Annotated in this window: 29 protein-coding genes; 22 read left to right on the top strand and 7 right to left on the bottom strand. The window is 32.8% G+C overall.

The genetic code is table 11. From position 1 onward, the window contains the following. Window positions 1–9 precede the first annotated feature (9 nt). Entirely contained in the window at window positions 10–543 is a 534-nt protein-coding gene (locus F7732_RS21165; RefSeq protein ID WP_151576012.1) for a hypothetical protein, read from the top strand. 162 nt (window positions 544–705) lie between these two features. Here F7732_RS21165 and F7732_RS21160 read toward each other — a convergent pair whose 3' ends face one another. After that, window positions 706–1,377, bottom strand: coding sequence for an Ntn hydrolase family protein (locus F7732_RS21160; RefSeq protein WP_151576011.1), 672 nt, complete (start codon window positions 1,375–1,377; stop codon window positions 706–708). 612 nt (window positions 1,378–1,989) lie between these two features. On the opposite strand from F7732_RS21160, the gene yneA reads away from it, so the two are divergent. From yneA to F7732_RS21125, 8 genes are all read left to right on the top strand, one after another. Beyond that, window positions 1,990–2,292: a cell division suppressor protein YneA gene (gene yneA, locus F7732_RS21155; RefSeq protein WP_151576010.1), complete on the top strand. Its 303-nt coding sequence runs from the start codon at window positions 1,990–1,992 to the stop codon at window positions 2,290–2,292. A 174-nt stretch (window positions 2,293–2,466) separates the two neighbouring features. After that, window positions 2,467–2,640: an aspartyl-phosphate phosphatase Spo0E family protein gene (locus F7732_RS21150; RefSeq protein ID WP_205068227.1), complete on the top strand. Its 174-nt coding sequence runs from the start codon at window positions 2,467–2,469 to the stop codon at window positions 2,638–2,640. A gap of 169 nt (window positions 2,641–2,809) precedes the next feature. Then, window positions 2,810–2,998: a hypothetical protein gene (locus F7732_RS21145; protein WP_151576009.1), complete on the top strand. Its 189-nt coding sequence runs from the start codon at window positions 2,810–2,812 to the stop codon at window positions 2,996–2,998. Window positions 2,999–3,016: 18 nt separating this feature from the next. Further along, window positions 3,017–3,196: a hypothetical protein gene (locus F7732_RS21140; protein WP_151576008.1), complete on the top strand. Its 180-nt coding sequence runs from the start codon at window positions 3,017–3,019 to the stop codon at window positions 3,194–3,196. Window positions 3,197–3,210: 14 nt separating this feature from the next. Further along, a complete protein-coding gene (locus tag F7732_RS22890; protein WP_192913073.1) occupies window positions 3,211–4,053 on the top strand; it encodes a hypothetical protein in 843 nt (280 codons plus the stop codon). A gap of 97 nt (window positions 4,054–4,150) precedes the next feature. After that, window positions 4,151–4,444, top strand: a complete 294-nt coding sequence (locus F7732_RS21135) for a DUF7352 domain-containing protein (protein ID WP_151576007.1) — start codon at window positions 4,151–4,153, stop codon at window positions 4,442–4,444. Between the two features lie 81 nt (window positions 4,445–4,525). After that, the gene (locus F7732_RS21130) at window positions 4,526–5,284 is read left to right on the top strand and encodes a hypothetical protein (protein WP_151576006.1); all 759 of its coding nucleotides are present in this window, start codon (window positions 4,526–4,528) and stop codon (window positions 5,282–5,284) included. A 58-nt stretch (window positions 5,285–5,342) separates the two neighbouring features. Continuing rightward, window positions 5,343–6,479, top strand: coding sequence for a hypothetical protein (locus F7732_RS21125; protein ID WP_151576005.1), 1,137 nt, complete (start codon window positions 5,343–5,345; stop codon window positions 6,477–6,479). Between the two features lie 23 nt (window positions 6,480–6,502). On the opposite strand, the gene F7732_RS21120 is transcribed toward F7732_RS21125, so the two are convergent. Continuing rightward, the gene (locus tag F7732_RS21120) at window positions 6,503–7,051 is read right to left on the bottom strand and encodes a hypothetical protein (RefSeq protein WP_151576004.1); all 549 of its coding nucleotides are present in this window, start codon (window positions 7,049–7,051) and stop codon (window positions 6,503–6,505) included. Between the two features lie 307 nt (window positions 7,052–7,358). Here F7732_RS21120 and F7732_RS21115 point away from each other — a divergent pair, with 307 nt between their 5' ends. The 3 genes from F7732_RS21115 to F7732_RS21105 are packed head-to-tail and all read left to right on the top strand — an operon-like array spanning window position 7,359 to window position 9,168. After that, on the top strand, window positions 7,359–7,961 hold the full coding sequence (locus F7732_RS21115; RefSeq protein ID WP_151576003.1) for a hypothetical protein: 603 nt from the start codon (window positions 7,359–7,361) through the stop codon (window positions 7,959–7,961). Next, window positions 7,961–8,224: a hypothetical protein gene (locus F7732_RS21110; protein WP_151576002.1), complete on the top strand. Its 264-nt coding sequence runs from the start codon at window positions 7,961–7,963 to the stop codon at window positions 8,222–8,224. Before F7732_RS21115 ends, F7732_RS21110 begins: the two co-directional genes overlap by 1 nt. A gap of 20 nt (window positions 8,225–8,244) precedes the next feature. Then, a complete protein-coding gene (locus F7732_RS21105) occupies window positions 8,245–9,168 on the top strand; it encodes a tyrosine-type recombinase/integrase (protein ID WP_151576001.1) in 924 nt (307 codons plus the stop codon). Window positions 9,169–9,744: 576 nt separating this feature from the next. On the opposite strand, the gene F7732_RS21100 is transcribed toward F7732_RS21105, so the two are convergent. Further along, window positions 9,745–9,945, bottom strand: coding sequence for a hypothetical protein (locus F7732_RS21100; RefSeq protein WP_151576000.1), 201 nt, complete (start codon window positions 9,943–9,945; stop codon window positions 9,745–9,747). 488 nt (window positions 9,946–10,433) lie between these two features. Between F7732_RS21100 and F7732_RS21095 the strand changes: the two genes are divergently transcribed. After that, entirely contained in the window at window positions 10,434–13,130 is a 2,697-nt protein-coding gene (locus F7732_RS21095) for a type IA DNA topoisomerase (protein ID WP_151575999.1), read from the top strand. A gap of 496 nt (window positions 13,131–13,626) precedes the next feature. Here the strand turns inward: F7732_RS21095 and F7732_RS21090 are convergent, their stop codons facing one another. The 3 genes from F7732_RS21090 to F7732_RS21080 form a co-directional block, all read right to left on the bottom strand. Beyond that, on the bottom strand, window positions 13,627–14,019 hold the full coding sequence (locus tag F7732_RS21090) for a hypothetical protein (protein ID WP_151575998.1): 393 nt from the start codon (window positions 14,017–14,019) through the stop codon (window positions 13,627–13,629). 109 nt (window positions 14,020–14,128) lie between these two features. Next, window positions 14,129–14,491 (bottom strand): YhjD family protein, encoded by a 363-nt coding sequence (locus F7732_RS21085; protein ID WP_151575997.1) that lies wholly within the window; start codon window positions 14,489–14,491, stop codon window positions 14,129–14,131. 2 nt (window positions 14,492–14,493) lie between these two features. Continuing rightward, the gene (locus tag F7732_RS21080; RefSeq protein WP_151575996.1) at window positions 14,494–14,820 is read right to left on the bottom strand and encodes a YolD-like family protein; all 327 of its coding nucleotides are present in this window, start codon (window positions 14,818–14,820) and stop codon (window positions 14,494–14,496) included. Between the two features lie 176 nt (window positions 14,821–14,996). Here F7732_RS21080 and F7732_RS22725 point away from each other — a divergent pair, with 176 nt between their 5' ends. The 9 genes from F7732_RS22725 to F7732_RS21045 all read left to right on the top strand — a co-directional run bounded on the left by F7732_RS22725 (window position 14,997) and on the right by F7732_RS21045 (window position 21,206). After that, window positions 14,997–15,164, top strand: coding sequence for an antitoxin VbhA family protein (locus tag F7732_RS22725; protein ID WP_161598926.1), 168 nt, complete (start codon window positions 14,997–14,999; stop codon window positions 15,162–15,164). Next, window positions 15,157–15,795: a Fic/DOC family protein gene (locus F7732_RS21075; protein WP_151575995.1), complete on the top strand. Its 639-nt coding sequence runs from the start codon at window positions 15,157–15,159 to the stop codon at window positions 15,793–15,795. Before F7732_RS22725 ends, F7732_RS21075 begins: the two co-directional genes overlap by 8 nt. A gap of 34 nt (window positions 15,796–15,829) precedes the next feature. Further along, window positions 15,830–16,252, top strand: coding sequence for a selenium binding protein (locus tag F7732_RS21070; protein ID WP_151575994.1), 423 nt, complete (start codon window positions 15,830–15,832; stop codon window positions 16,250–16,252). Window positions 16,253–16,612: 360 nt separating this feature from the next. Beyond that, window positions 16,613–17,062 (top strand): hypothetical protein, encoded by a 450-nt coding sequence (locus tag F7732_RS21065; protein WP_151575993.1) that lies wholly within the window; start codon window positions 16,613–16,615, stop codon window positions 17,060–17,062. Further along, the gene (locus F7732_RS21060) at window positions 17,028–17,633 is read left to right on the top strand and encodes a hypothetical protein (protein ID WP_151575992.1); all 606 of its coding nucleotides are present in this window, start codon (window positions 17,028–17,030) and stop codon (window positions 17,631–17,633) included. The genes F7732_RS21065 and F7732_RS21060 overlap by 35 nt, the downstream gene beginning before the upstream one ends. Window positions 17,634–18,142: 509 nt before the next feature. After that, window positions 18,143–18,268, top strand: a complete 126-nt coding sequence (locus tag F7732_RS23320; protein WP_275670941.1) for a hypothetical protein — start codon at window positions 18,143–18,145, stop codon at window positions 18,266–18,268. A 1,427-nt stretch (window positions 18,269–19,695) separates the two neighbouring features. Next, window positions 19,696–20,577 (top strand): ArdC family protein, encoded by an 882-nt coding sequence (locus F7732_RS21055; protein WP_151575991.1) that lies wholly within the window; start codon window positions 19,696–19,698, stop codon window positions 20,575–20,577. Between the two features lie 48 nt (window positions 20,578–20,625). Beyond that, the gene (locus tag F7732_RS21050) at window positions 20,626–20,919 is read left to right on the top strand and encodes a hypothetical protein (protein WP_151575990.1); all 294 of its coding nucleotides are present in this window, start codon (window positions 20,626–20,628) and stop codon (window positions 20,917–20,919) included. 59 nt (window positions 20,920–20,978) lie between these two features. Next, entirely contained in the window at window positions 20,979–21,206 is a 228-nt protein-coding gene (locus F7732_RS21045; protein WP_151575989.1) for a hypothetical protein, read from the top strand. A 176-nt stretch (window positions 21,207–21,382) separates the two neighbouring features. On the opposite strand, the gene F7732_RS21040 is transcribed toward F7732_RS21045, so the two are convergent. Beyond that, a complete protein-coding gene (locus F7732_RS21040) occupies window positions 21,383–22,693 on the bottom strand; it encodes a hypothetical protein (RefSeq protein WP_151575988.1) in 1,311 nt (436 codons plus the stop codon). Between the last annotated feature and the right edge of the window lie 533 nt (window positions 22,694–23,226).

The raw sequence follows: 23,226 nt of genomic DNA, 5'->3' as shown, positions 1-23,226 counted from the left end.
GTGGAATATATGAATCTCTTAAAAAATGAGAAGTTACGAAATATAATGCTAATAGTCCTTTTCATTATATTGACGATTGTATTTTATGCATTAAATAACATTTCATTCGATAAAGATCAGCAACAACAGCAAGAATCTGCAACAGCTGCTAAAGACGCTGACGAAGAAGAGTTTGAAGGAATTGAAGGGGAGACTGAATACATAAAACCTGAAGAACTTGACGATTATGTTATGAAGGCTTTCTTACAAGAATTAGTAGGGAAAGATTACACCCTTCTTATTAATTTGTTTGAACTGGAAATGTTAGATAAAGATATTGGTCCAATGAGTGAAGAAGAATTTATAAAGTATGCCAAAGAAGCCGGAGAGAAAATAAAGATCAATAAGGAGCTAGTTATAGCAAGAGTATTAACAGTGGAGGTTTTGGATGATGGAGCTACAGAATATCAGATTGAGTTAGAATTTAGGGATGGCATGAAAAAGTTTATTAGTTTAAAAACCAAGGATGGAAAAATAATAACACCAATAGAATCTATGTATTGATCGGGAGTTTAATAAAGGTGTCTTCATTATGAAGACACCTTTATTATGTAGATTTGTAAAGTTATAGTGAAAAAATGCAATTAACTTATACTACTAACACACCCTTAGTTCAATAAGAAATACTTTAATTAAGCCAAAAAGAACTCGATATGCAATAACAACCTAGTTGTTAGGTTTATGTTTTTGCCAATAGGAATTATTATGAATCGCGTCCAGTACATAGACGTCAATTGGACCTCCGACGGTTTCTACTTGTTCCATAACTTCCTCAAATCCTTTAAGATAAAAATCTAATGTCTTTTTAAATGTCCAATCATCTGTATTAGTTTCATAATATGACATCATAATTGGATACACCGCATCATCTCCTATGATTGCCTTGCTTCCTCGCCAATTAAATTCTTGGAAATGTGATTGATAGGCATGGATTTGGGGCTTTAATTCCCCGCCTTCGATTACTTCAAACTTTGCTAGTAATAGGGAAAAACGATTGTCTAAGGTAAAAGGATTTCGTTTCAACTTTTCACTTAGTGTTCTGTTCCACATCTCCACAAGGCCTGTTAGCAATTGTTCTCCTGTTGCCTCCGTTATAATTTGTTGATTAACTTCAATAAAATATTCCGTTATTTTATTTAAGTTGAAATATTGACCTTCGCCTAGATACGCTTTTTGTAATCCAGCATGTCCAATGGCAATTTTGTTCTGAACAGGAATGATTTTATACTCTTCGTCACTGTAATCTATCATTTTCCCTTCATCATTCCTTGCAGATGACCTGCTGTCTGCCATAATAATGATTTTGTCCTGCCATGTATAAGCGACTATCAATGTCATTGACTATTTCCCCCATTCTCCGTATATATATCACCAAAGTGTGCTATCATTTCTATCATCGCTATAAAAGAAAGAGTAAGCATCGTTATTGCTCTTTTTATCTGATTTTAACATTATATTCAAACTAATCTGCACCCTTTGCTACATAAGAACAGTATAACTTTATTTAAAACGGTGCGTCATTTTTTCAAACAGTACAACTCTCTTTTAAATCTACATATTAAACTCTTTTCGTTTATGGTGATGGTTGTCAGGTTGATTACCGAGGCAAGATTAAATAAATTTAATAGCATCTTTTGTAAGTCTGCTGCAGCAGCCAAATCTTGCAAGGAAAGAAAAGAATTATATAAGATTTTAGTAATCATTCTATTAAATATAAAATTAGACTTTGACTTTTGTATATTATTATATTATAATTATAATAAGAGAGGTGAGCAAAAGGTTTATAAAATCGGAACAAACAACAAATCATTAAGGAAAAAGGAAGGATGATAAACAGTCTACTCTGTATGCCATTAGAGTTTTTAGTAGAGTTACCATTTTAAAGAATGGTAAGTAATTTCAATATTAAATTATATATAATTATATTATAATTATAAAGGTGGTTATATTATGAAACTGAAAAAATGGGTTAAAACCGTTTTGTTAATATTACTTTTACAAGTATTTTTATTCCCTGTTCTAAGTTATATATTTGAAGAGAAAGATTACATAGAAATAGTAGTTGAATCAGGTGATACAGTGTGGTCTATTGCTGAAACTTTAGATGTTAGTATGAATAAAAATACCAATAATATTGCAGATTGGATAGTTGAAGAAAATAATCTACATAATCAAATGATTTATCCTGGCCAAAAAATTATTGTTCCAGTAGAGAGTGAAGAAAGAGGTGTAGACCTTGCCTTACTCAATTGACATGTATTTTTGTGGAGAAAGACATTGTGGTCAGCTTTTTGCTGTGATGAACAATGTAGAACCCGAAAATTGTCCTATGTGTCTATCAAAACATTTTAACTTTTCGCATGAGGCTAAAGCATTACGTGAGCGTGAATTAGATGCTGTAAAAGTGAAAGATGGGAGTGTGAAGTATTGAGTAAATTTCAGATGTTTTCTATAAATCAGCAAGTTGAAAAGTTAAGAAGTGAACTGATCGGATTGGCGGATGAATATGGGTTCATGGATGAACGTGTAATTGAAGTTAGTCAAAAATTGGATAAATTAATATATTCTATTCAAGAACAAAGGATGGGAAGCCGGTCTTAGGATCGGCTTCATAATTTAACAAAGGAGGATAAATAATGTTATTTACTTATTATTTGCAAGAGGAAATTATTGTTATGCCTTATAATGAAACAGAAGAATATAAAGTAGAATTGGATCAAGAAGAGTCAAATAAATAAATTGTATTATCATTTGAAAGGAGCTGCTATTCATGACAGTTTCATTTAAAGAAGTTAATGCAAATCAAAAGGTTACTATTGAATTTGAAGATATTAATGGTGAACTTAAACAAATGAGTGGAAAGGTTGTTTTTATTAACGATCGCAAAGACATGATTAAGGTGAAGGGCAATGGTCATTGCTTGTACTTTTATGATTGGGAAGTAACGACAATTGTATAAGGAGGGATTATGCTTACAATGTTTGATTTCGTTTTTAGTGTTATTCAGATGATAGTAGATGCTTTTTCACAATTATCTATGAGTGAAATAATTTCTTTCTGTATTGGATTGCTATTCGTTATTTATTTTGTATTGGCATGGGTTAAAGGAAATCACATTCTAAATAAAGGCAGCACTAATCAAGGGGAAGCTAAATAAAAGGGGTTGAGGAATTGGAGGAAACAAAATTAAATGTATCAGGTTTTTTACAAAAAGTAAGTAGATACTATATTCCTAGCATTTACAGAGATTATGGAAATAGAACAGATCAATCTTATGTCTATCCAAGTGATACCTTTTATAACTTAGTTAATCGTGATCAAGCTCATTATCACTTTGCATCCAATCTGGAAGTGAGAAGGCAGCAACTGAAGGAATTATTAGATTTACACAAGCTTGGAGAAACTCCTATACACCTTATTCATCTTGGTTTCTTTTATATTTATGGCCAATATTTTAGTGATTATATTCGTGATGACATAAAAGAGAATTTAATTGGGAAAAAGAGAGTTGATTTGTATAACAGTATTCCTGAATTTCGATTAATTGGTAATGATGGCTTTATTGCAGATACCTGGTTTGCTTTAAGAAGAGAACACGAGAAAGAAGATTGGGAAAGAAATCCTGGATTTCATAATGTAAGACTTCTTTTCCGTCCAGAGATTTTTTCAAATTATGGAACACTATATGATGATGTTGACTGGTTAGAACCTAAATCAAATGGACCAAGGAATGAATGCTATAAATATACAAAAGAAACTGATCCAATGATTACGAAGGTAGATGATTCATACATAGAGGGAACGATTGAAGTAGGACCAGATGGAGGGGGATTGAGGCACTTCATTAATGGTAAACCAATTCACGCAGGTTCTTTATTAGAAATTAAGTTTGGTACAGGCTGGATACCTGGTAGATATGAATGGTCTTTTAAAACGGGAGATCCTATAAGGTTACATTCGGGTAATGATGAACTTTTAATTAAAGAAGGTCACCTGGTCCGAGTGAAAAGGTAAAGTTATTAATTTTAAATAGATAATGAAAATAGCAAACGTTTGGGATTTTAGAATCGTAATAAAAACAATACAACTAATTTGGAAAGAGGTTTTTATAATGAACAATACAATTTGGAAGTATGTTCTTAAAGCAGGAACATTGAATGAAATTGATATGCCTTTTGGTTGTGAGCTGCTTTCGGTAGAAACACAAGGAGAAGATATAGTTATATACGCTTTAGTGAATACAAAAGAAGACAAACAACAAAAAGTAGAGGTTAGAACTTATGGAACAGGTCATGACATTGATACTAATCTTACAAATGGTTATAAATTTTTAGGTACTGCTAACTTGCAAGCTCAGTCTTTAATGTTTCATGTGTTCTACAAAAAGACTTCCACCAGTCACTAAGTACTGGTCTTACCTACATGTTAATGTATGTAGCTACTAAATCAAAGATAGAATTTTTCATTTTAAAAATTGGAGGTTAATATGTTTAATAGAAAACTAAATCCTGAAATATATAGACATAATGAAGAAAAAAAATATAGAGATATATCTTTCGATATACAGACTAAGTATTCCAAAGATGAACCAGTCAAAAAACTAAAAGCTTTGGCAGATCAGCCAAGTAAATATGAATTAATGATTTTGGCGGATGTTGTCCAAGATTACTTAAACATTGATAGGGAATCCGTTTCATTATCATCCGGACAATTGGATTATATTTATCGAGTTATAATTGATTTGTTGACTCATCTACAAAAAGACCTGCCTAGTGGCGTGTATGATTATAGTTTGGCTACTATAAGAGGTGTAAGCGAGTATATACTCGAAGAAGTAACCAGGAATACGCAGAATAAACAAAAAATTAAAGACTTGAATCAGCCGATAACGTATGAAGAAATTTTTATGTTTGAAAGTAAAGTCGGAAAAATGAGTAGTGAGGACCTATTCAAGCTAACTGCAGATCTTTTACAAAGTGGCTTAGATACAATTGAATTACTTAGCCTTGGTCTTATGGGCTCCAATCTTTATACTCGACAATGGATTGTTAATAGGATCGCTAGAGAAACAAGAGGGCTGCCAAACGCATTATTCCAAAAGGATGTTAAGTACATAAGAGATACTATTCCTGAGATTTTGGTGTTTTGGAGAAATATTGATGGTTTACTTGAAAGTGATTCATCACACCAACTACAGTATATTCATAAATTCCGGAAGAATCATTCAAGCTTTTTTAACAGTTAAATAGTATATGTATAGACGTAACTGGAACATCTAGATAAAGAGTTGAGGGAAGAAGCTTATGATAAATTACCAAGTTTTGAAGGTTTTATATAGTAGCAAGTCTATATCAAGATTAAGTGGTAATCCTAAAAAATCATATAAAAATGGCTTAGTAATGATTTTTGTTGCATCTTTAATGGTTGGAAATGAACAAAAAAAACAACATACACTCTTAGAAAATATGCAATTTTGTGAAGGAATACTGGCTTTTCCTAAGTTGTATTTGGCTGAAGAACACTCAAAAGAGATTGAAAAAATTGTTCAAGGTCAATTGAAGAATTTATTTGTGAAAGATCCAAGTACAAAAAAAACAGCAGATACCATAATAGAATTAATGAGAAAAGCGATTGATCATAAGTTAAAAGGCAAACGCTATTTATTAAAGTTTGAAGAATTAGACCGAATAATAGATTTAAAATTATTATTTTCACATATACAAAAAAATTTCAATCCCAATATGAGTAATCACCATTGGATTGAGTTTGATCTAAAGCAGGGACTTGTACCGTCTTTTCCGGACTTTCTTACATATGCAAACTTAGTTTCTTTATGGAATATGTTTTTAGATAAACAGGAAGAGTTGAAAATAGAACAAATAGAACAAGTTTTTAATAAAGACATGAAAAAGCTCCGACTTCTTAACAGTGAGTTACAAGCTTTATTTATCTCTTCATGGATACAAGGTGTCACTTTTGTTGAATCTTATATATATTATGTATTTTATAATATTCAAAAAGGTGAATACCCTCTAAAAACAGAAAAGGCAAAAGGGTTCATTAAGTCTCAATTACCAGACGATAATCAGATTATTGATAAGTTAATAATTCCAGAATTTAAAACAGAACATAATAAAAGTGATATTGCTAACATTAAGAAATTGCATAAGAGTTATAAAACTCTAAACCAGACTAGAAATAGACTTATCCATGCTTCAGCTTTTGAGGAAAGCGACAGTTCACACTTATTGCCGTTAATAAATTCAAATTATAATGACTTGCCTTCTGTTTTAGAAACATGTACGGATTTAGTGTTAGCAATTGAAAAGGTATTACCATCAGATCTTAAGATGTTGTTTTGGTGGGATGCAATGGATCATCCGATTTATAAAGACTTAGAAAAAGGAAACTTTGTTAAGAGAGATGATATTTCCATTTAATTAAAATTGATTTATAACTAATACTAGTAGTCCATTAAATTTTGCCAAAATTTACGGTTGGGCTTAGTGATTTTTTCTTGGATAAGTTTCTTATCTTTAACTTTTTCCAATGGGATTAAATAATATTCGTTAGGATCTTCAGTGTACATTAAATTAGCATCGGTAGAACAAATACAGGTTTCTTGATCAAGCATTCTTATTATATATAAATCTCCGAGGTCATCATGATGAAATTTATATTTATAATGACTTTTAAAGCAAAAGTTGACAATCCACATAATAATTACAGGAACAGCTAAAAGAAATAAAGCAAGGTTAATCAAGAATACACCTATAAAGGTAGAAATATCATTTGGAAGTGTGTGTGATGCCATAATAAAAGTAGCTGTTGTTGCTAATAAAATTGAGATTTGTATGTAATTGTAATACTTTACTTTAATTCTTTGCTCATCTGTCATTAATGATCTACCAATACTTGTTTTTGCATTTAACGTATTAACACCCATTAAAGCGCCAGAAATGGTGAATATTACTGGAACAATAATGCTGAAAATTTGAACGATGTTTAGCATAGTCAATACTCCTTAATTTTTTTTATTTCATATACGAAGTATAAAGAAATTAGTTTCATTCAAATAAGACTTAAATGAACATTTGTCGAATAAATTGGATATCATTTAAATTAGTCTAAATGACAAGCACATTGGAATGTACAAGTTGGCTGCAGCTAACATAAAAATAAAGAGAAGATAATGTAGAATTATCTTCTCTTTATTTATGCTTATTCATGGAAAAACAGTAGATAATTCGGTATAATATAATTAACAAAAACAGTAGATAATTCGTTTTTGTTTTAATAAAGAATAATTGGAGGGAACGATGGAAGAAAATAATTTTAAGGATTGCATAATGGCCTTTGAGAAAGAACAGTCTTTACCATTAATTATTAGGAAGCCCATCTATTTAGACAGAGCAGAATGGATTTACCCTATTTCTAGTGTCAGTCATCTGAGAAATAATTGTTCGTATCAAATTAACGCTAAGACAGAGAAAACCAAGCTATTGAAAATCTTAGTAGATCTTTTTACTAACCAATCAATTGGAACTTCAACAGTACATATTGGTTTTGTGTTAATTTTCGGATCTGCTTCAGCGTATTCAAGCGACTATTATTTTGCTGATGAAGTAACAGAAAAGAACATTGGGCGTAAAAGGATAGAGGTACTTTCTGAAATCCCTGAAATGAGAATTGTAAATAACGACGAGTTTTTAGGGCTGCAGCATAGTCAAATGGTACATGAAAACGTTGAGTCAAAACAAATTGAAAAAATTAGGTTGATGTATGACTCAAAGTTATATCAGAAATTATTTGGAGGAAAATATAAAAATAACGAAATAGCCTGGATAGAGCCTACTTGCACTGATGATAGCTTAAAGGTTAGATTATGGGATAAAAATAATCATGAATTGAAGGTATACTAATGAATTGTCCATATTGTAAGTATGGGGTATTGGAGCAGTTTGGGTTTGTTAGGATATACATTTCTGGTGAAGAGATTGAGTTGATTTTTTCACAAAGTGAAGAGGATGAAGGCATGATGCCTCTGTATATTTGTAGTGTAGATGAATGTTCATTTGTTATTACGAAAGCAGCCCCTGGTACTTTGCGGTCAGCAAAAAGAATAATTGAAAGGGTAGTGTTACAGCACTATCCTTTTCCAGGAGCCACCTATTTTAAAGAATAACACAAAGGTGGCAAATATGGATGAAATTGATTGAAACTCAAATTGGTAAATATTTGGAGTGGTTAAGAAAGAATGGGAAAACGGAAAATACAGCAAACAGCTATATTAAAGTAATTAATTATTTTAGTACATGGTTCCTCCAACTATATAAAGAGGAAATAGACATTCAAAAAGTTAGATCTATTGATTTGGAGGAATGGAAAAAGTATTTATTAAAAGAAAAGAAAAAGAAAAATGGTGAGCCTTTATCTATTAAAACTATCAATAATTATATTGAAGGAATAAAATCCTTTTTTCGTTTTTTACAAGAATCAAACATTATACTTGATAATCCAGCAGAAGCTATTAAACCCCAGTTATTAAAAACAGAGTATACTCCTAGATGGTTAGAAAATAAGGAAAAAAGAATACTACTTAGAGTAATAGATGATCCAGTACTTAAAACTAAAAATTATTCGAGATATCTTAGGAATAAGCTAATCATTTATTTAGGTTTACATGCTGGCCTGAGAATAAGTGAAATTGTAAATTTAAGTATTTATGATTTTAAAGATGGCTATATACAAGTTAGAGAAGGGAAAGGACAAGCAGCTAGAGACATTCCGATGAACAAAAATTTATCAAACGTCCTTAGTGAGTGGATGAAGGTCCGAAAAGATATTAAGTTTCAGACAGATGCTTTGCTGGTTTCTCAGAAAGGTTCTAGATTAACGACTAGTGGAATTTATTATTTGTTTGAGAAGCTTGTAGAAAAAACCAATATAAAAGATCTAACACCGCACACTTTGCGTCATACATTTGCGAATGATTTACTACAAAATAATCAACCGATAACCTACGTGGCAGCATTACTTGGTCATAATGATTTAGATACTACAAGAATCTACACATCACCAAAAAAGAAGGGATTACAAGATGCAGTAGATAGCCTTTCTACTGAATAGGGAGCCTAATATGTCAGAAGAGTTAAATAAAGTTCGTTTTGTCGAAAACTCTTGGTATCATATGTCATATCTTTTATTGTTTACAATCCTTCGTGGAGTGATATACTGATATTGGACATATTTTTCTCATGAAGCCGAGTGGAGTCGACTTCGAGTTTTTTAGAAATCGTTACGAATTCGTATGGGTGTGAACCATTCGAAGATCGCAGAAAGTTGGGTAATGGGTTCGATCCCCACCAACAAGCATAGAGTAGAAGCTCATAGGTGAGCCCTACTAGGTAATTAACCAAGGGGTTAAGAACACTTTTGACCGAGTGTTCTAGTTGGCATCACTGCAAATGATTCCAACAATTAAAAAAGTCCTCCTGACTAGAGGGCTTTTTTTCGTGTTCGCATATACATATTAGAAAGGATCGTTCGCCTCATATACTCCCATCTTTTTGAGTGGAGTATTCGATGACAGGGGCATACTGCTTTTCAAGTCTTAATATGGGTGACGAGGCCACATCAAAACGTACTTCACAGCTTTACGGCTCGTATATTTTGGTTAATAAATCCTTATAATATGTTTAGGTATTACTGCATGAAACTTGTAACTAGGTCGAGAACTGGTTTAAGTGGTCCAGCATCCATGCCAAGTAAGGCCAGGACAACCAAACCTGCAACGGTGACTAGTCGTGTTAGGAATGGGACCCAAGCTGCCACAAGGGCGGCTTTTCCTTCTGCTTGGACTTTGTAAGCGTTAGCCTCTTTTTCAGACATACTCTTTTTTCTCATAAAGCTCATCCTCCTTTCAAAAAAAGATGAAGATGAGCACCTGCCGATTTCATTTTACCATTATATGTACTTCTGTACGAGAACTTTAAGTAGTAATATTTTCGACAGGTGAGTCCTTCGGAAGCCCTCCGTCTCCAGTAAAACAGTAGAACGAAATTAAGTGTGTCCCTTCGATGAGTTACTCATCTAATTCTCTTAAAATGAGATTCTCAGACATATGTAATTATCAATGGTCAAAGGTGTGGCATTAGAAACTTCTATACTAGTATTACCGGGAAGTGAGAAAGATATACATATTATATTGAGAATTTTCTATATTGTAAGGTCAAATTTTAAATAATTTTTAAAGTTTGACCTTATTTTCTTAATAAGTGTCGGATACGAAATGTTTTTTTTACTTATTGTTAAACAACATTAACTTAAATATCTTCGTCTTTTTGTAAATATCATTATGTTATAATGATATTAACAAAATGGAGGTGGAGAATTTGAGTAAAACTTTAATAATTGCAGAAAAACCGAAAGTAGCTAACCAAATTTTACAATTGCCTAGATTTAATGGGTCCAAAAGAGAAATAGGTAGCAAACCTTACTTTGGATATGTAGAAAACAAAGATTATATAGTAACGTGGGCTAGTGGCCATTTATTAGAAGTCCAGAATCCAGAGAATCACGATCCTAAATATAAAAGGTTTTTATTTGAGGATCTTCCCATATTTTTAGATTTAAAATATCAACCTAAATTGGATACAAAGGAACAATTAGAATTTATCACCAAATTAATCAACAGAAATGATGTAGAACACATTATTAATGCTGCAGATAATGACCGTGAAGGTGAACTTATCTTTCGAGAGATATATGAATATGCTCAAAGCAATAAGCCTGTCTCACGTATCTTTAAGTCTTCTCATGAAGCTGATGAATTAGAGGCTGCTTTTAATGCGTTATTACCTGGATCTCAATTTGATTCTTTAGCTGCAGCTGCAAGGGCAAGGCAATATCTTGATCATTTATTAGGTACTACTATAACAAGGGCCAGTACAACAAAATTAGCTAACAATCAATTCTTACTTTCTTCCGGAAGAATTCAAATGTGTTTATTAGCAGAGATTAGGAAGCGTGAAATTGAAGTTGAAAGTTTTAAAGAAAGCTCTTTTTATAATTTAGAAATTGATCTATCTGAAGGATTCACGGCAGAACTAAAAACAGAAAAGCAGCAATTAAATCCAGAGCCATTGAAAGAGAAAGGGGAGCAATTAGTTGGCCAACAATTAATAGTGAAAAGTTTTGAAGAAAAGAAAAAGAAGAAAAACCCTAAAAATCTTTATAATTTAACAGACATATATAAAGATGCAATTACTAAATTAAAAGCCAATACTGCAGTGGTTCAGAAACATATTCAGCACTTATATGATTCAGGATATATTACATATCCAAGATCTGATTCCAGGTATTTGCCTACATCTAGATTGGAGAAGGTAAAAGAAGCAATAGGGCAGTTGCAGAAAAATGAAAAATACGAGCAGCTTATAAGCAACATCGACACTAATAATGTGACGGAAAAGCATAGTGTATTCAATGATGAAAAGGTTACAGCTCACTATGCTATTGTGCCGACCTCTAAAGTCTATAACTCCGAAGATCGTCCTGACTTGGAAAAAAAGTTATATGACATGGTTGTAAAGAGATTCTTAGGGAAGTTTCTACCGTCAGCAAGCTATTTAGCAAGAAGTATTATTTTAATCGATGAGAGAGGTAATGAGTTTTTCTGTACTGAAAAAATACTTCAGTCACCTGGTTACCTAACTTTATTTAAAGATGAGGTAGAAGATGGTACAAAGAGTACATTTAAACTACCAACGTTGAAAGAAGGACAAAAAATAAGTGTAAAAGACTTTACCATAAAAGAAGGGAAAACAAGAAAACCCTCATATCATAATGAGCTATCGATTCTATCTTTTATGGAGAATGCCGGTAAACACATTGAAGATGAAGATATTAGCCACTTATTGAAAGGAAAGCGTATAGGAACCACAGCTACGGAACATACTTTCTTACCAAAGCTCTTAAACAGAGGATACATTGAAAGCGATCAAAAAGGATTTTTTACATGTTCAAAAGTAGGTAAAGCATATATAGATTCTTTTCCAGTCGAAGAATTGAAAAATCCTGACTTCACAGCAGAATTAGAGGGCAGCATAGAGCAGATTAAAGACGAAGAACTATCTTATGAAGCGTTTATTGCAAAATCAAAAGAGTTGGCCAACCTCATTGTGAAGAATATGAGCAATTTAAGTGAGGATGTTACCAATTATTTAATGGTCAAGTACAATGAGCAAATTGAAATTTGCTCCTGCCTTTGCAAAGAGGGAAGGCTCATAAATAAAGGGAAATTTTACGGCTGCAGTTGCTATCCTGAATGTAAAATTACTTTTCCTAAAGAGATAAAAGGAAAAGCAATTCCTGAAGGTCAGATAAAGAAATTGATAGAAGAAGGAAAGACGGATCTTATCAAGGGGTTTAAAGGTGAACAGGGTACATTTGAGGCGTTTTTAATTGCTGAAGATGGTAACTTTAAGTTTAAATTTCCTACGGCTGAAGATCGATCCTTAGGGGTTTGCCCAAAGTGTAATAAAGGTCATATAGTGAATGTAAAAACAAAGGATAAGAAACAATTCTATGCTTGCTCAGAATTTAAAAGTGGCTGCCAGTTTAGTATTCCTGCAGAAGTGGCTGGATTAAAGTTACCGACAGTGCAGGTGAAGAAGTTGCTTACAAAGGGCTATACAGATTTCCTGCCTGGATTTCAGAACAAGGGAGGGAAGGAGTATACGGCATCCCTACATATTAATTCAGACAATAAAATCACTTTTAAATTCCCAACGGTAGAGGACCGGACTATAGGGAAATGTCGTTTATGTGGGGGAAAAGTGCTGATAGGAAAGCAATATTATCTTTGTGAGAACTATAAAAAAACATGCGAATTCATATTACCTGGAATCTTTTTAGAAAAACAATTAACAACTAAGCAAGCAATTAAATTGTTGGATCAAAATATGACAGATGTTATTAAAGGGTTTAAAAAGAAAGACGGAACAGGTACATTTGATGCAAAGTTATCCTATAACACGACTGAAAAAAGGCTGACTTTTATCTTCCCTAAGAAGAAATCAAAACAATAACTTGATACAAATCATCATCTTATATGAAATTTATATATTTTTTATATAAAATAATTGATCCATGTTACTCATTTTTGTATATTACATAGTAATATATGCTATAATCAAGTCAGATGAAACATTATAAGATGCATTAATGTTATAACTGCACCTAGAGAATACGTTTAGTTTTAAATGTTTTAGTGCATAATAAAAAAGACCAAGGTACGGACATACCCTGGTCAAACTATGTGTCGCAGTAGCGATCTGAAATAAACTATTGGGATAGAATAATCCACTTAGTCGGTCAGGACAGGGTGGGTTATTTTTTTGTTGCAATGATGATTTGTACGACTAATCCGATAAATAATACTACGAATGTAGCTGTAGGCAAATCCATGATCTCACCTCCAATCGGAGGATATTGATCGCCACCCCGTCACATAGCTCTATTTATTATTATACCATTAAAAGAGTTATCCAATATACGTTTTTAGAAATTTTTAAATATACTAATCTAAATTAAACCTTCTCTTTCTAGTAACTCACGGACAACTTCAATTTCTGCTAGTTTTAGACCTTCTTGCATTCTGCTTAGAAGATCCTCCTCATTAATTTCATTTTTTTGCTCTTCAATCCATTTATGTACATGTGCTGCACTTCGTTTACGAGCTTCCCAAAAAATATAATCCTTATTGTCTTCTAAAATACGTTCAAACTCCTGATCCCATTCATCATCAAGCTGCTTTTGGACTCTTCCTGGTGTTATTTTTAAAGCATCCATTAAACCGATACCTTTTTCACCTAAGATTAAGCGCTCTATTTCTGTTATAGTCCTTTTTATGTCTGGGTCATTATCCATTCTTTTGTATTTAATATTTGAAACCTTTTCGGACTGACTTTTTTCCACTATGAACACCACCTCGTAATTTGAATTTTCTGATATTACCAGTATATAGCATAATGACAGCATCTTAAACATAGTGAAAATTCTTTTTTTTGCTATACGAAAATTTTAATTATGAATTAAATCGCTTGTAAAGGTAGTATTCTAATAATGAATGTACTCTATTTCTTATTGCTGGATTAAAATAGCTGTGTTTTTCCTCATAACCCTTCCATATAAAGCTGAATTGCGTAAACGCTTCGTCGTGAGAGGTCTGCTGCACCTTCATATTTTCTTTTCTCATCCGTTCTTTTACTACTTTAAGATCACGCTGAACAGCCTTTAGTGTATCCTCAACAAGGTTAATATACGGCTGCTTAAGTTTAAATAAGGCCTTATCAATCACTTTAAGATCTTTTTCCAAAACAACGATCAGCATTGGAAGATACATAGCTTTTTCAATCAAATCTCGATCTTTTTCAGGTATCCTGGTCATGATTAATACCTCTCTACAGCAGTAATATCAACAATCATAATTTTTATACTTTCATCATCTTTTTCAAGGACTATATACTTCATTAAATAATCTAGTTTGTTTACAATACCTAAATGATTCATAAAATAACCATTTTGCCACACAGTTACCTTTATATCCAATGTGTAGTGAAGAGACTCCATAACGACAATTCCAATCTCTTCTAGCTCTTGCTGATCTAGTACAGGCTTAGCAATTTTTTTATCTTCCTGGGCATCCATTTGAAGTAGTCCTGTATGCTCGTGCATAAAAAAACCCTGCCATTTTTTAAGACCTCTATCACGCAACATATCGCCAACTCCTTTAATGATTATTATTATATACGAACATAAGTTCTTTATTCAATCTGATTTCGATCTAAATATATAACTAGTTAAATGTGGTAAAATAGGCATATAAAAATGGAAATATTGACTTTTATATATAATTATATTATAATTATTATATACAATAACGAGGTGAAGTTATGAGCAAATTAGAAAAGCAAATCGCATCAGTTAAAGCATCGTTAGGTATTGAAGACCTGTATTTAACAGGACAAATGGAAGAGTTACTAATCAAAGAGTCTAAGGGAGAAATCTCGTTTGAGGAATATAAAAAAGAATTATTGAAGGTAGCCAAAGGTAATGGGTGAATATCAATCTAAATACTGTTATCCAGGAACAGAAATATTAAAAAATAAGTTCAATGTGAAGGATCAACAGGTGCTAGACACATTGGATGCTGGATTAACAGCAAAAAGGTTGTTGGATCTTCAAAAGAATCCTATTAAGGGATCCTTTGACATGCAGCATCTGAAAAAGATTCATGCCTATATTTTTCAAGACTTATACTCATTTGCTGGGGAGATAAGAACGGAAAATATTTCAAAAGGCTTTCCGTTTGCAGACGTAAATTACCTTCAACCTGCAGCTGACGTTATTTTTAACCAGTTAAAAAAAGAAAAACATTTAGCCGGCTTGGATTATAAAAGTTTTTCTGAACGTGCTGCCTATTATATGGCCGAAATAAATGTACTTCATCCCTTCCGTGAAGGAAATGGGAGATCCCAAAGAGAATTTATTCGAACATTAGCTTGTAGAAATGGTTATAACCTAGATTGGAGCAAGGTTGATAAAAACAAGGCTTTAGAAACATTTATTAGATCTAAAGTAGATCATCATCCTCTGGCAGATCTAATTGAAAACTGTTTAGAAAGTAGACAACCTAATTTAGCTTTGAAAAAAAACTTCTTATCTCCGCAAGAGCGTGGTATGGATCGCTAATTGCTGTGATATAAGATCTGAAGGGAAGATGGAGATGTACGAAAATTACACGAAGCAAGCTTTACCATCTGATGAATATAGAGAACTGATTGGAAGCGCAGTCTGTGCGTTTAACTCAAACAAAGGGTTTATCATTGAAAACATCTTAAAAAAGGATGTTGATAAAGCATACACCTGGTATGAGTTAATTGAAACTCCTGCCGGAGGGCTTAGGGAACCAATACAGGAAACTATAACAAAACATTCAGATGAATCTATTTCCTCATTATTTTACGAAATTGTTAAAATGAGAAATAAAATTATTAATAGTGTGCAAGTAACGAGTGATGGCGAGCAAAAGTTACTCGCTTTTGAAGAAGATAGAACTCAGTTTGTCATTACGAAGGAATACTTATTAGATTTCATTAACTTGAATGAAGAATTAAGTACTAAGCTCCACGATTTTAGAGGGAATTAAAATATTGAATATGATTTCGCCCTTGCTCCTTAAGAGTGAGGGTTTTTTGTTATATTGATTGTTCAACTAGTAGCTGCATACCTCTTACGATCATTTTTTAGCTTTTTTATCAGATAGTAGACCCAAATCTTTAGATGCTTTATTAGCTGCAGATGCTATTTTTTTGGCCAAGTTTTTATCCAGTTTCAATACGATCCATCCTCTTAATTTTTTAGCATTATTATGGCCATAAATAATTTGTAGTAAACATCATACTCTCCTACTCTCTCTCATAGATATATACAAACTGGAATTATGGAATTACGACTCTGAGAAAAACACCAGGAAGACAGTTTTGAAAGAAGGGAGGGAAGGGGCAGCATGAGAATAAAACCAATCGTGCCGATTAACGTTCCAGCAAAAAACAATGCAAAAAAGGAACCTTCATTACGCAAAACTCGTTTTGATAAAACCGATCCAAGGAAATTTCCTGTAAGCGAGCAAGAAAACATATTACTAAAGCGCATGTTTAAAATGAGAAAAGATCAGCTGCAAGCAAAAACCATTACTGAATTTATAACAATGCTGCTACGGTTTGGACTTAGGCATCCTGAACTGATAAATGATTCTTTAGCTTATAAAGATACCGGAATTTACAAGACCATCAAACCTAATCAACTTGAAAAAACGGAAACAGAGGAATTGGCCATACGTTTAAATATGTCAGAAAGAAAGGTTTTTTACAGCATCGTATTTTCAGTTGTTTTGTACATGCAAAAAGGAGGATCGTTGAATAATGAAGAAATACAGCCGTTTAAACCTATTAAGTAATGCAGTCCTTGATAATACTGGTGAAATTATAAACCGTATATTTGAATCCAAATATGCACGTTTAGAAATTGAAATTCCTACTTCTGACCTGAAACGTGCACAAGTTTTTGTAAATACAGTGAATGAACTGATTGAGGATGAAGTGGACGAGTATTTTACTGTAGACAAGCTTATTGTGCTCCTATATAGGGATTTTTTAAGACAGGTTGACCAGGGAATGGATCTTGAAACACTGGCAAATGCCATTAGAGCAAAGATGGCAGCACTTGAAAATAAAACGCTGAAAGTGAAGCATTATTTAGCATTAGAAGAGGATATGGACTTAGATTCCTTGAAGCAAAGAGTAAAAGCTCAAAAGAAGAAACGTATGTCTTATTCTGTTGTTACTTTTAAGGTGTATAAACAATCTGTATTGAGAGGAGAATTGTTGCTGCATGATCTGGCTGAGCTGCATCCTAATCTTGAAATGACAGTTGAGGATTTAATAGCCTTGCGATTGAGAGATGTGTTAAAAGAGATTAAAAAAGGAGATTATAATATACTAGCAAACATAGTGGGATTATTAACATGAAGAATGATATTTTTTAAAAAATTGGATTCATTCTATAAAATTGCGTTGATAATGTATATTAGACCAAAAAAAAAGACATCTATTCGATGTCTTTCTGAATTTTCTGACAAGAGCACGCAAATAAAAAACAGATTTTCTGTTGAAAATTGTTGGAAATTTTGGTACTATGAAATGTACAGGAGTGGGTCAAAAGACGAGTTTGTCATTTTCCCTATCCTAGTCGCTTGTTTATAGATGGGGCAACATCCGTAAACAACAGAGAATGTCAGAAAACTTTGTATCTTTCGGTATGTTTTTTTGAATTACTTTTAGAGTATACCAATGCAATATGTAGATGTCAAAGCATTTCATGATGAAAATATAGGAAATCATACGATTTTTTCGACATATCTTATAGAATTATCAGCATTTCTCTGAAAATCTGACCAAGAAAGGAGAAAATTGGGTACGGTTTTGGCAAGCATGGCTTTCTTCTCACTCCTGAATAAATTTAACAGGAGGTATGTCAAATGACATACGTAACGAAGCATTATAGAAGAAGCCATATGGTAAAAGCACATTCAAGGAAAGGGACATGGATAAAAGCCTATTTACGTAGTGGCTGTGAAGTAGAAGGTCATTGGCGCAGGCAGTAAGCCTTACTGGATCCCCTGTTAAACGCAGGGGATTCACCATGATGAATGTCTGAAATTCCACTCTTGTTGCTTATAGTTTCCCTTTTTACAGTATTTTATTCATCTGCTAATTGTTTTGTCCCCTATATTAGGGGATTTTTTTATGGTACGGCTCCCCTTTTAAAAATAATAATATACGTTTGTCCCAAAACAATGATTATGAGTATAGAGATAACCCATACATACCATTTAATTTCCAATAAAAAGCTACCCACTGTGGGGAATAGAGCCGGATACATAGAATCAGAAGTTATTACAATTAAAGCGATAAGTGCTATTGAATTTGATATTTTCATTTTAAATTGCTCCTTTTGTTTTAATGTTTTTTTGAACTGATCGTAGATTAGACAGTTTTCTTTTTTTTGTATCGTTTTGCTTGAAACATTATAGCTTCAAGATTTCTCTGTTCGAAGCCTTTTAAAGAAAACTTGTTCAAACACAATTGAGCTTTTTGATGCAATGTGTTTGTCTTAAAAAAGTCCTCATATAAATAAAAGAAAAAAGTCCAAAGTTTACTCCCTAATTCCATGTTTTTTTTTAAAATTAATGAAAAAAAGTTAATTTACGATCCTTTACACCTAATAAATTGGTTTGCCGGCCGAGATCTTTTGATTTCGTTCTGGCTTATTAAGATGATAGATAAATTCTTTAGACATATTCAGTTACCATGGTTTTATATTGTTTTAATAAGAATTTCTTTTCTCCTTATGTAAAAAAATGGTTCTTCTATCCAATAAAGTGTTTTGTAGGATGAAATTTTCCAAATTCGTCCTGAAAGTGGTCCTATTTAGATGCTATTAAAAGGTCAAGATCAAGTAAAAGAAGGATTTAAGAGCACTTTGGGTGGCAGCACTACAGCTGAAACGAAAAGGAAGATCGCCTTTTCGACCAGCTGTAACGTGTCGCTTCAGCACTAAATGCCCCGATAACCACCATCTGTACGCCTATCGGCTACACCTGGTAGGTTCCTGGTCCATTTACCTCCGGCCGTACTGAACGAGCCGAAAGGCGAATAAGACCTTTAAATATCAAAATGATAGCAGCCATCCGGCTGCTTTTTTATTTTTAAAGAATAAAGTCAAAACCTGTCTCCTTTTCCCCCTTTTGCCTTGCGCAGCGTATCAGTACGGGGCCGACATCGGTTTTGAGCTGGGCGAGCCTCGGCTTCGCTTCTCTTCCCAGCTCCCTCCCGTGACGGCCAGCCAACCTGTAAAGGGGCATCAAAATTTTTTCTTCCCATTTTATAAAGAGCAAGGAAGAAAAATTTTTGAGTGCTGTTCCCTTTACAGGTTGTCTATCCTACTGATTCGTGCTCCATGTCAAAAGGGGAAAAATTCACCCTTTCGGGCATGCCACGCTACGCATGGCAAAAGGAAGGAGACAAAAACATGAAAACAACAACAACAAATTCAAAAGAAAAAAGTGCAAAAAAAGAAAAACTAAACGTTTATGAAATTGTGACTCAGAACATAATCGAAAAATTAGAAAATGGTGTTATTCCTTGGAGAAAACCTTGGACAAATGCTAATGCTGTGAATTGGGTAACTCAGAAACCATATAGAGGAATTAACGTCATGCTATTAGAGCCTGGGGAGTATGCCACATTTAAACAAATAAAAGATGCTGGCGGTAAGGTTAAAAAGGGTGCAAAATCACAAATTATTGTTTTTTGGAACTGGATGGATAAAAAAGATCCAGACACAGGCGAAATTGAAAAAATTCCTTTTTTGAGATATTACCGAGTCTTTGAAATTAATACACAAGTGGATGGGTTGAATAGTAAGCGTGAATCGATTGAATACGATCACGATCCAATTCAAAAGGCTGAAGAGATTAAAAAAGGATATATTAATTCTCCAGATATAACATATATGCCGGGCAGAGCAGTTTACTACCCGACATTAGACAAAATCAATTGTCCGCCTATAAAAGATTTTAAAGTAGCTGAGGAACATTATTCTGTTCTCTTTCATGAGATGATCCACAGTACCGGACACCAAACAAGGTTAAAACGTAAAGGGATTACAACTGCAGGTGTTGCCTTTGGTGATGAAGTGTACAGCAAAGAGGAGCTAGTAGCAGAGCTGGGAGCATCGATGCTGTGCGGTGTTGCTGGGATTGATAATCATACAATTGAAAATTCAGCATCTTACATACAGTCATGGCTACGCCAATTAAAAGATGATAGTCGAATGATTGTACAAGCTGCAGCACAGGCGCAAAAAGCAGCCGACTACATATTAGGAACCAAATTCAAAGCAGAAGGCTAACGCCTTCTGCTTTATATAAGAAAATATGAAACGAAGAGGAGTATTCAAATGCAATTTAAATATATAGGCGTATGTGTAATAGGTGGGTTAATAGATACTGTATTCGAAGAAGTAGACTTTAATAAAGCCAAAGATAGACTGCTAGAAGCATATAAAAATTCAGGATTTGATCCTCACTGTGATGATGCACGTATTTTCTTGAATGGCGAGGAAGTCTATTCATATGAAGAAATGGCAACATGCGGAAATTGCGGAGAAGATTATCCTGAATCGGATATTAATATGATTGATTATGAAATTGATTTGTGTGGAGCGTGTGAAAAAGAATATAAAAATAAGTAGCGCATTTCACATATTCATGGAGGAGGGAAACCTTCTCCTTATGAGGAGGAAATAAAAGCATGTGGGATAAATTAAATGTTTTAGCCGAATTTCTTCAAACTGATGAAGAAGAATTGAAAATTTGGAATGATGATTATATCACCTTTTATAATAATGATCGATTTGAATATATTTTAAAACGTAGAAAACTACAACCAAAGTGCCGATCCTTCCTTAATCGTCAGGATCGGTTTCTTTCAAGAAACCCTGAAAATCTGGAGATGTACAAGGCTTTAAATCAATTTTGAACCTATTTATTAAATAGGTTCAAAATTTTATAAAAAACTAATACTGAACTTCCTTATCTACTATGATAGTTTAAGTGCAAATCGCAATATTTCAAACCTTTATACAAATAAGGAAAAGAGTAGTGGAACACCATACTTACTGAACTTTTTTACAGTCAGGAACTCAATCTTTGCTATTATCCAAAGATGTTTGAATATTTATCTTCCACATCATCACCTAATAAACTTTTAGCCGTTTCTAAAAGAATCTTATTCCTGCTACCGTATCTTCCCTCGTAACATTGTGGATTATCGTTAACATTATCGAGTAACTGCTCCATTTGTTCTTTATTAAAATTGGTATGGAAGGGTCTAATACAGCGATCAAACGTAATATCAGCCGCACCATAAGAACCACTGTGATAATAATGACTTATCATTAGATCACAAAAAATGTCTATATCTTCCTCTCCTGCTTTAGATAACAAGAAGGATATATCGTTGCTTTGTAACAAATATGATTGAATATAAGGTTGATTATAATAATGTCCGTATCCATGGATTTTAGAATCTAGGTGTGTAAAATGCTCTTTTGTAGTATCGAACAAGAAGATGCTTTTAATAGCTAATTTATCCGAGCTTTTTATTCGGTTTTTTAATATTTCTTTTGTGTGTTCTTGCAATTCACCGTATACATTTGGATATTTCGCTAAGAAATCTACCAGTTTATTTAGTATTCCAGTATTTCCATCTAAGAAATCACTAAAATGAGCAGATTCTTTCTTAATATATTCAGAGAGAAATTCTTGATATTTCTTATATAAGATTAAAAGTACTCGATAATTTATATCCCTATTATTATTTTCTCTTACGTCATTCTTTTTAAAGACAAGCTTCCATAAGTGCTTAAATATGTATTCAACAAGTTCCTTATTGAAATAAACTAAAAACTTTGATTCTAGATACGTCTGCAACCGTTCTTCAGTAGAAAAATCGTCTTTAACCCTTTCCATTTCCACCATGAATGGAATAAATACATTTTTAGTAAGTAGAGGGTGTTTATTAAGCAAACCTTCTAATACATTAATAATTAGGGAACGTGTCATTTCCTTATTAGGTCGATATAAAATTTCTAATGAATTTAATACTGGATGTCCAGAAAGATTACGGTATTTTTTTAAAGTTGTAATATGTGTGTAAACATCGTTTTCCAATAGTTTAGCTTCTCTAAACGATTTTTCAATAAGTTCATTTTCCCAAGCTGGTGAAACTGGATCTTCTTCTTTTTCTACTTCCAAGTCCTCTAATATTTTTTTAGCTTTTTCATCATTGTGAACATCTCTTAGATCATTTAATTTAAAAACTAAATCGCAAATAACTACGGTATATAACATTACTATAGCTGATCTGTAATTTCTGTTTTCGTAGGAGCTTAGAACTTCTTCAAAATATTCCTTTGTTTTTTGATGATAAATACCTTCAGCTAGTGTTGCTAAACTCTGTTCCATCCTTCTTCCCACTTCCTATTTAGATTGATAGAATTGATATGGTATTATTACCTTTAACGTTTTTATATATTACCACATTTTTCTACTACTGATCTTCAAATTAACTGTCTTGTTTGTTACATAAAAAAGCTGCCTGGAATGGCAGCTGATCAAATAACTAATAAAGCTATATAACTATTTTAATGTCCTTTACAATAAATACTCATAAAGCTGTTTCTGGCATTTAAATATTGCATGTTTTGGCAGTATGTTCATTAATGATTTTGAATCATTACTCAAGGCAGAACTGTATAGATTTTTATATTTATACATAATTGTCTAGCTATGCTTATTGTATTAACGGGGCATTTAGATGAATAGGGAATGATATCATAAATGTATATAAACGTAAAAATATAAGGCTTAGTTTGAAGTGTTTTACTCTTGAATAAGACTCAAGTAAAGGTTTATTTCAGCTTGTTTGGAGATGACTTTCCAATAAATGACGTAACTGAAAAGTTAGAAGTAATACCTACTGAAACTTATAAAAAAGG

The sequence above is a fragment of the Bacillus mesophilum genome, assembly GCF_008923265.1.
In the GTDB taxonomy this organism is placed as follows: domain Bacteria; phylum Bacillota; class Bacilli; order Bacillales; family Cytobacillaceae; genus Cytobacillus; species Cytobacillus mesophilum.
The sequence above is the reverse complement of the archived record's forward strand: the minus strand, read 5'-3'. Positions and strand labels throughout refer to the sequence as shown.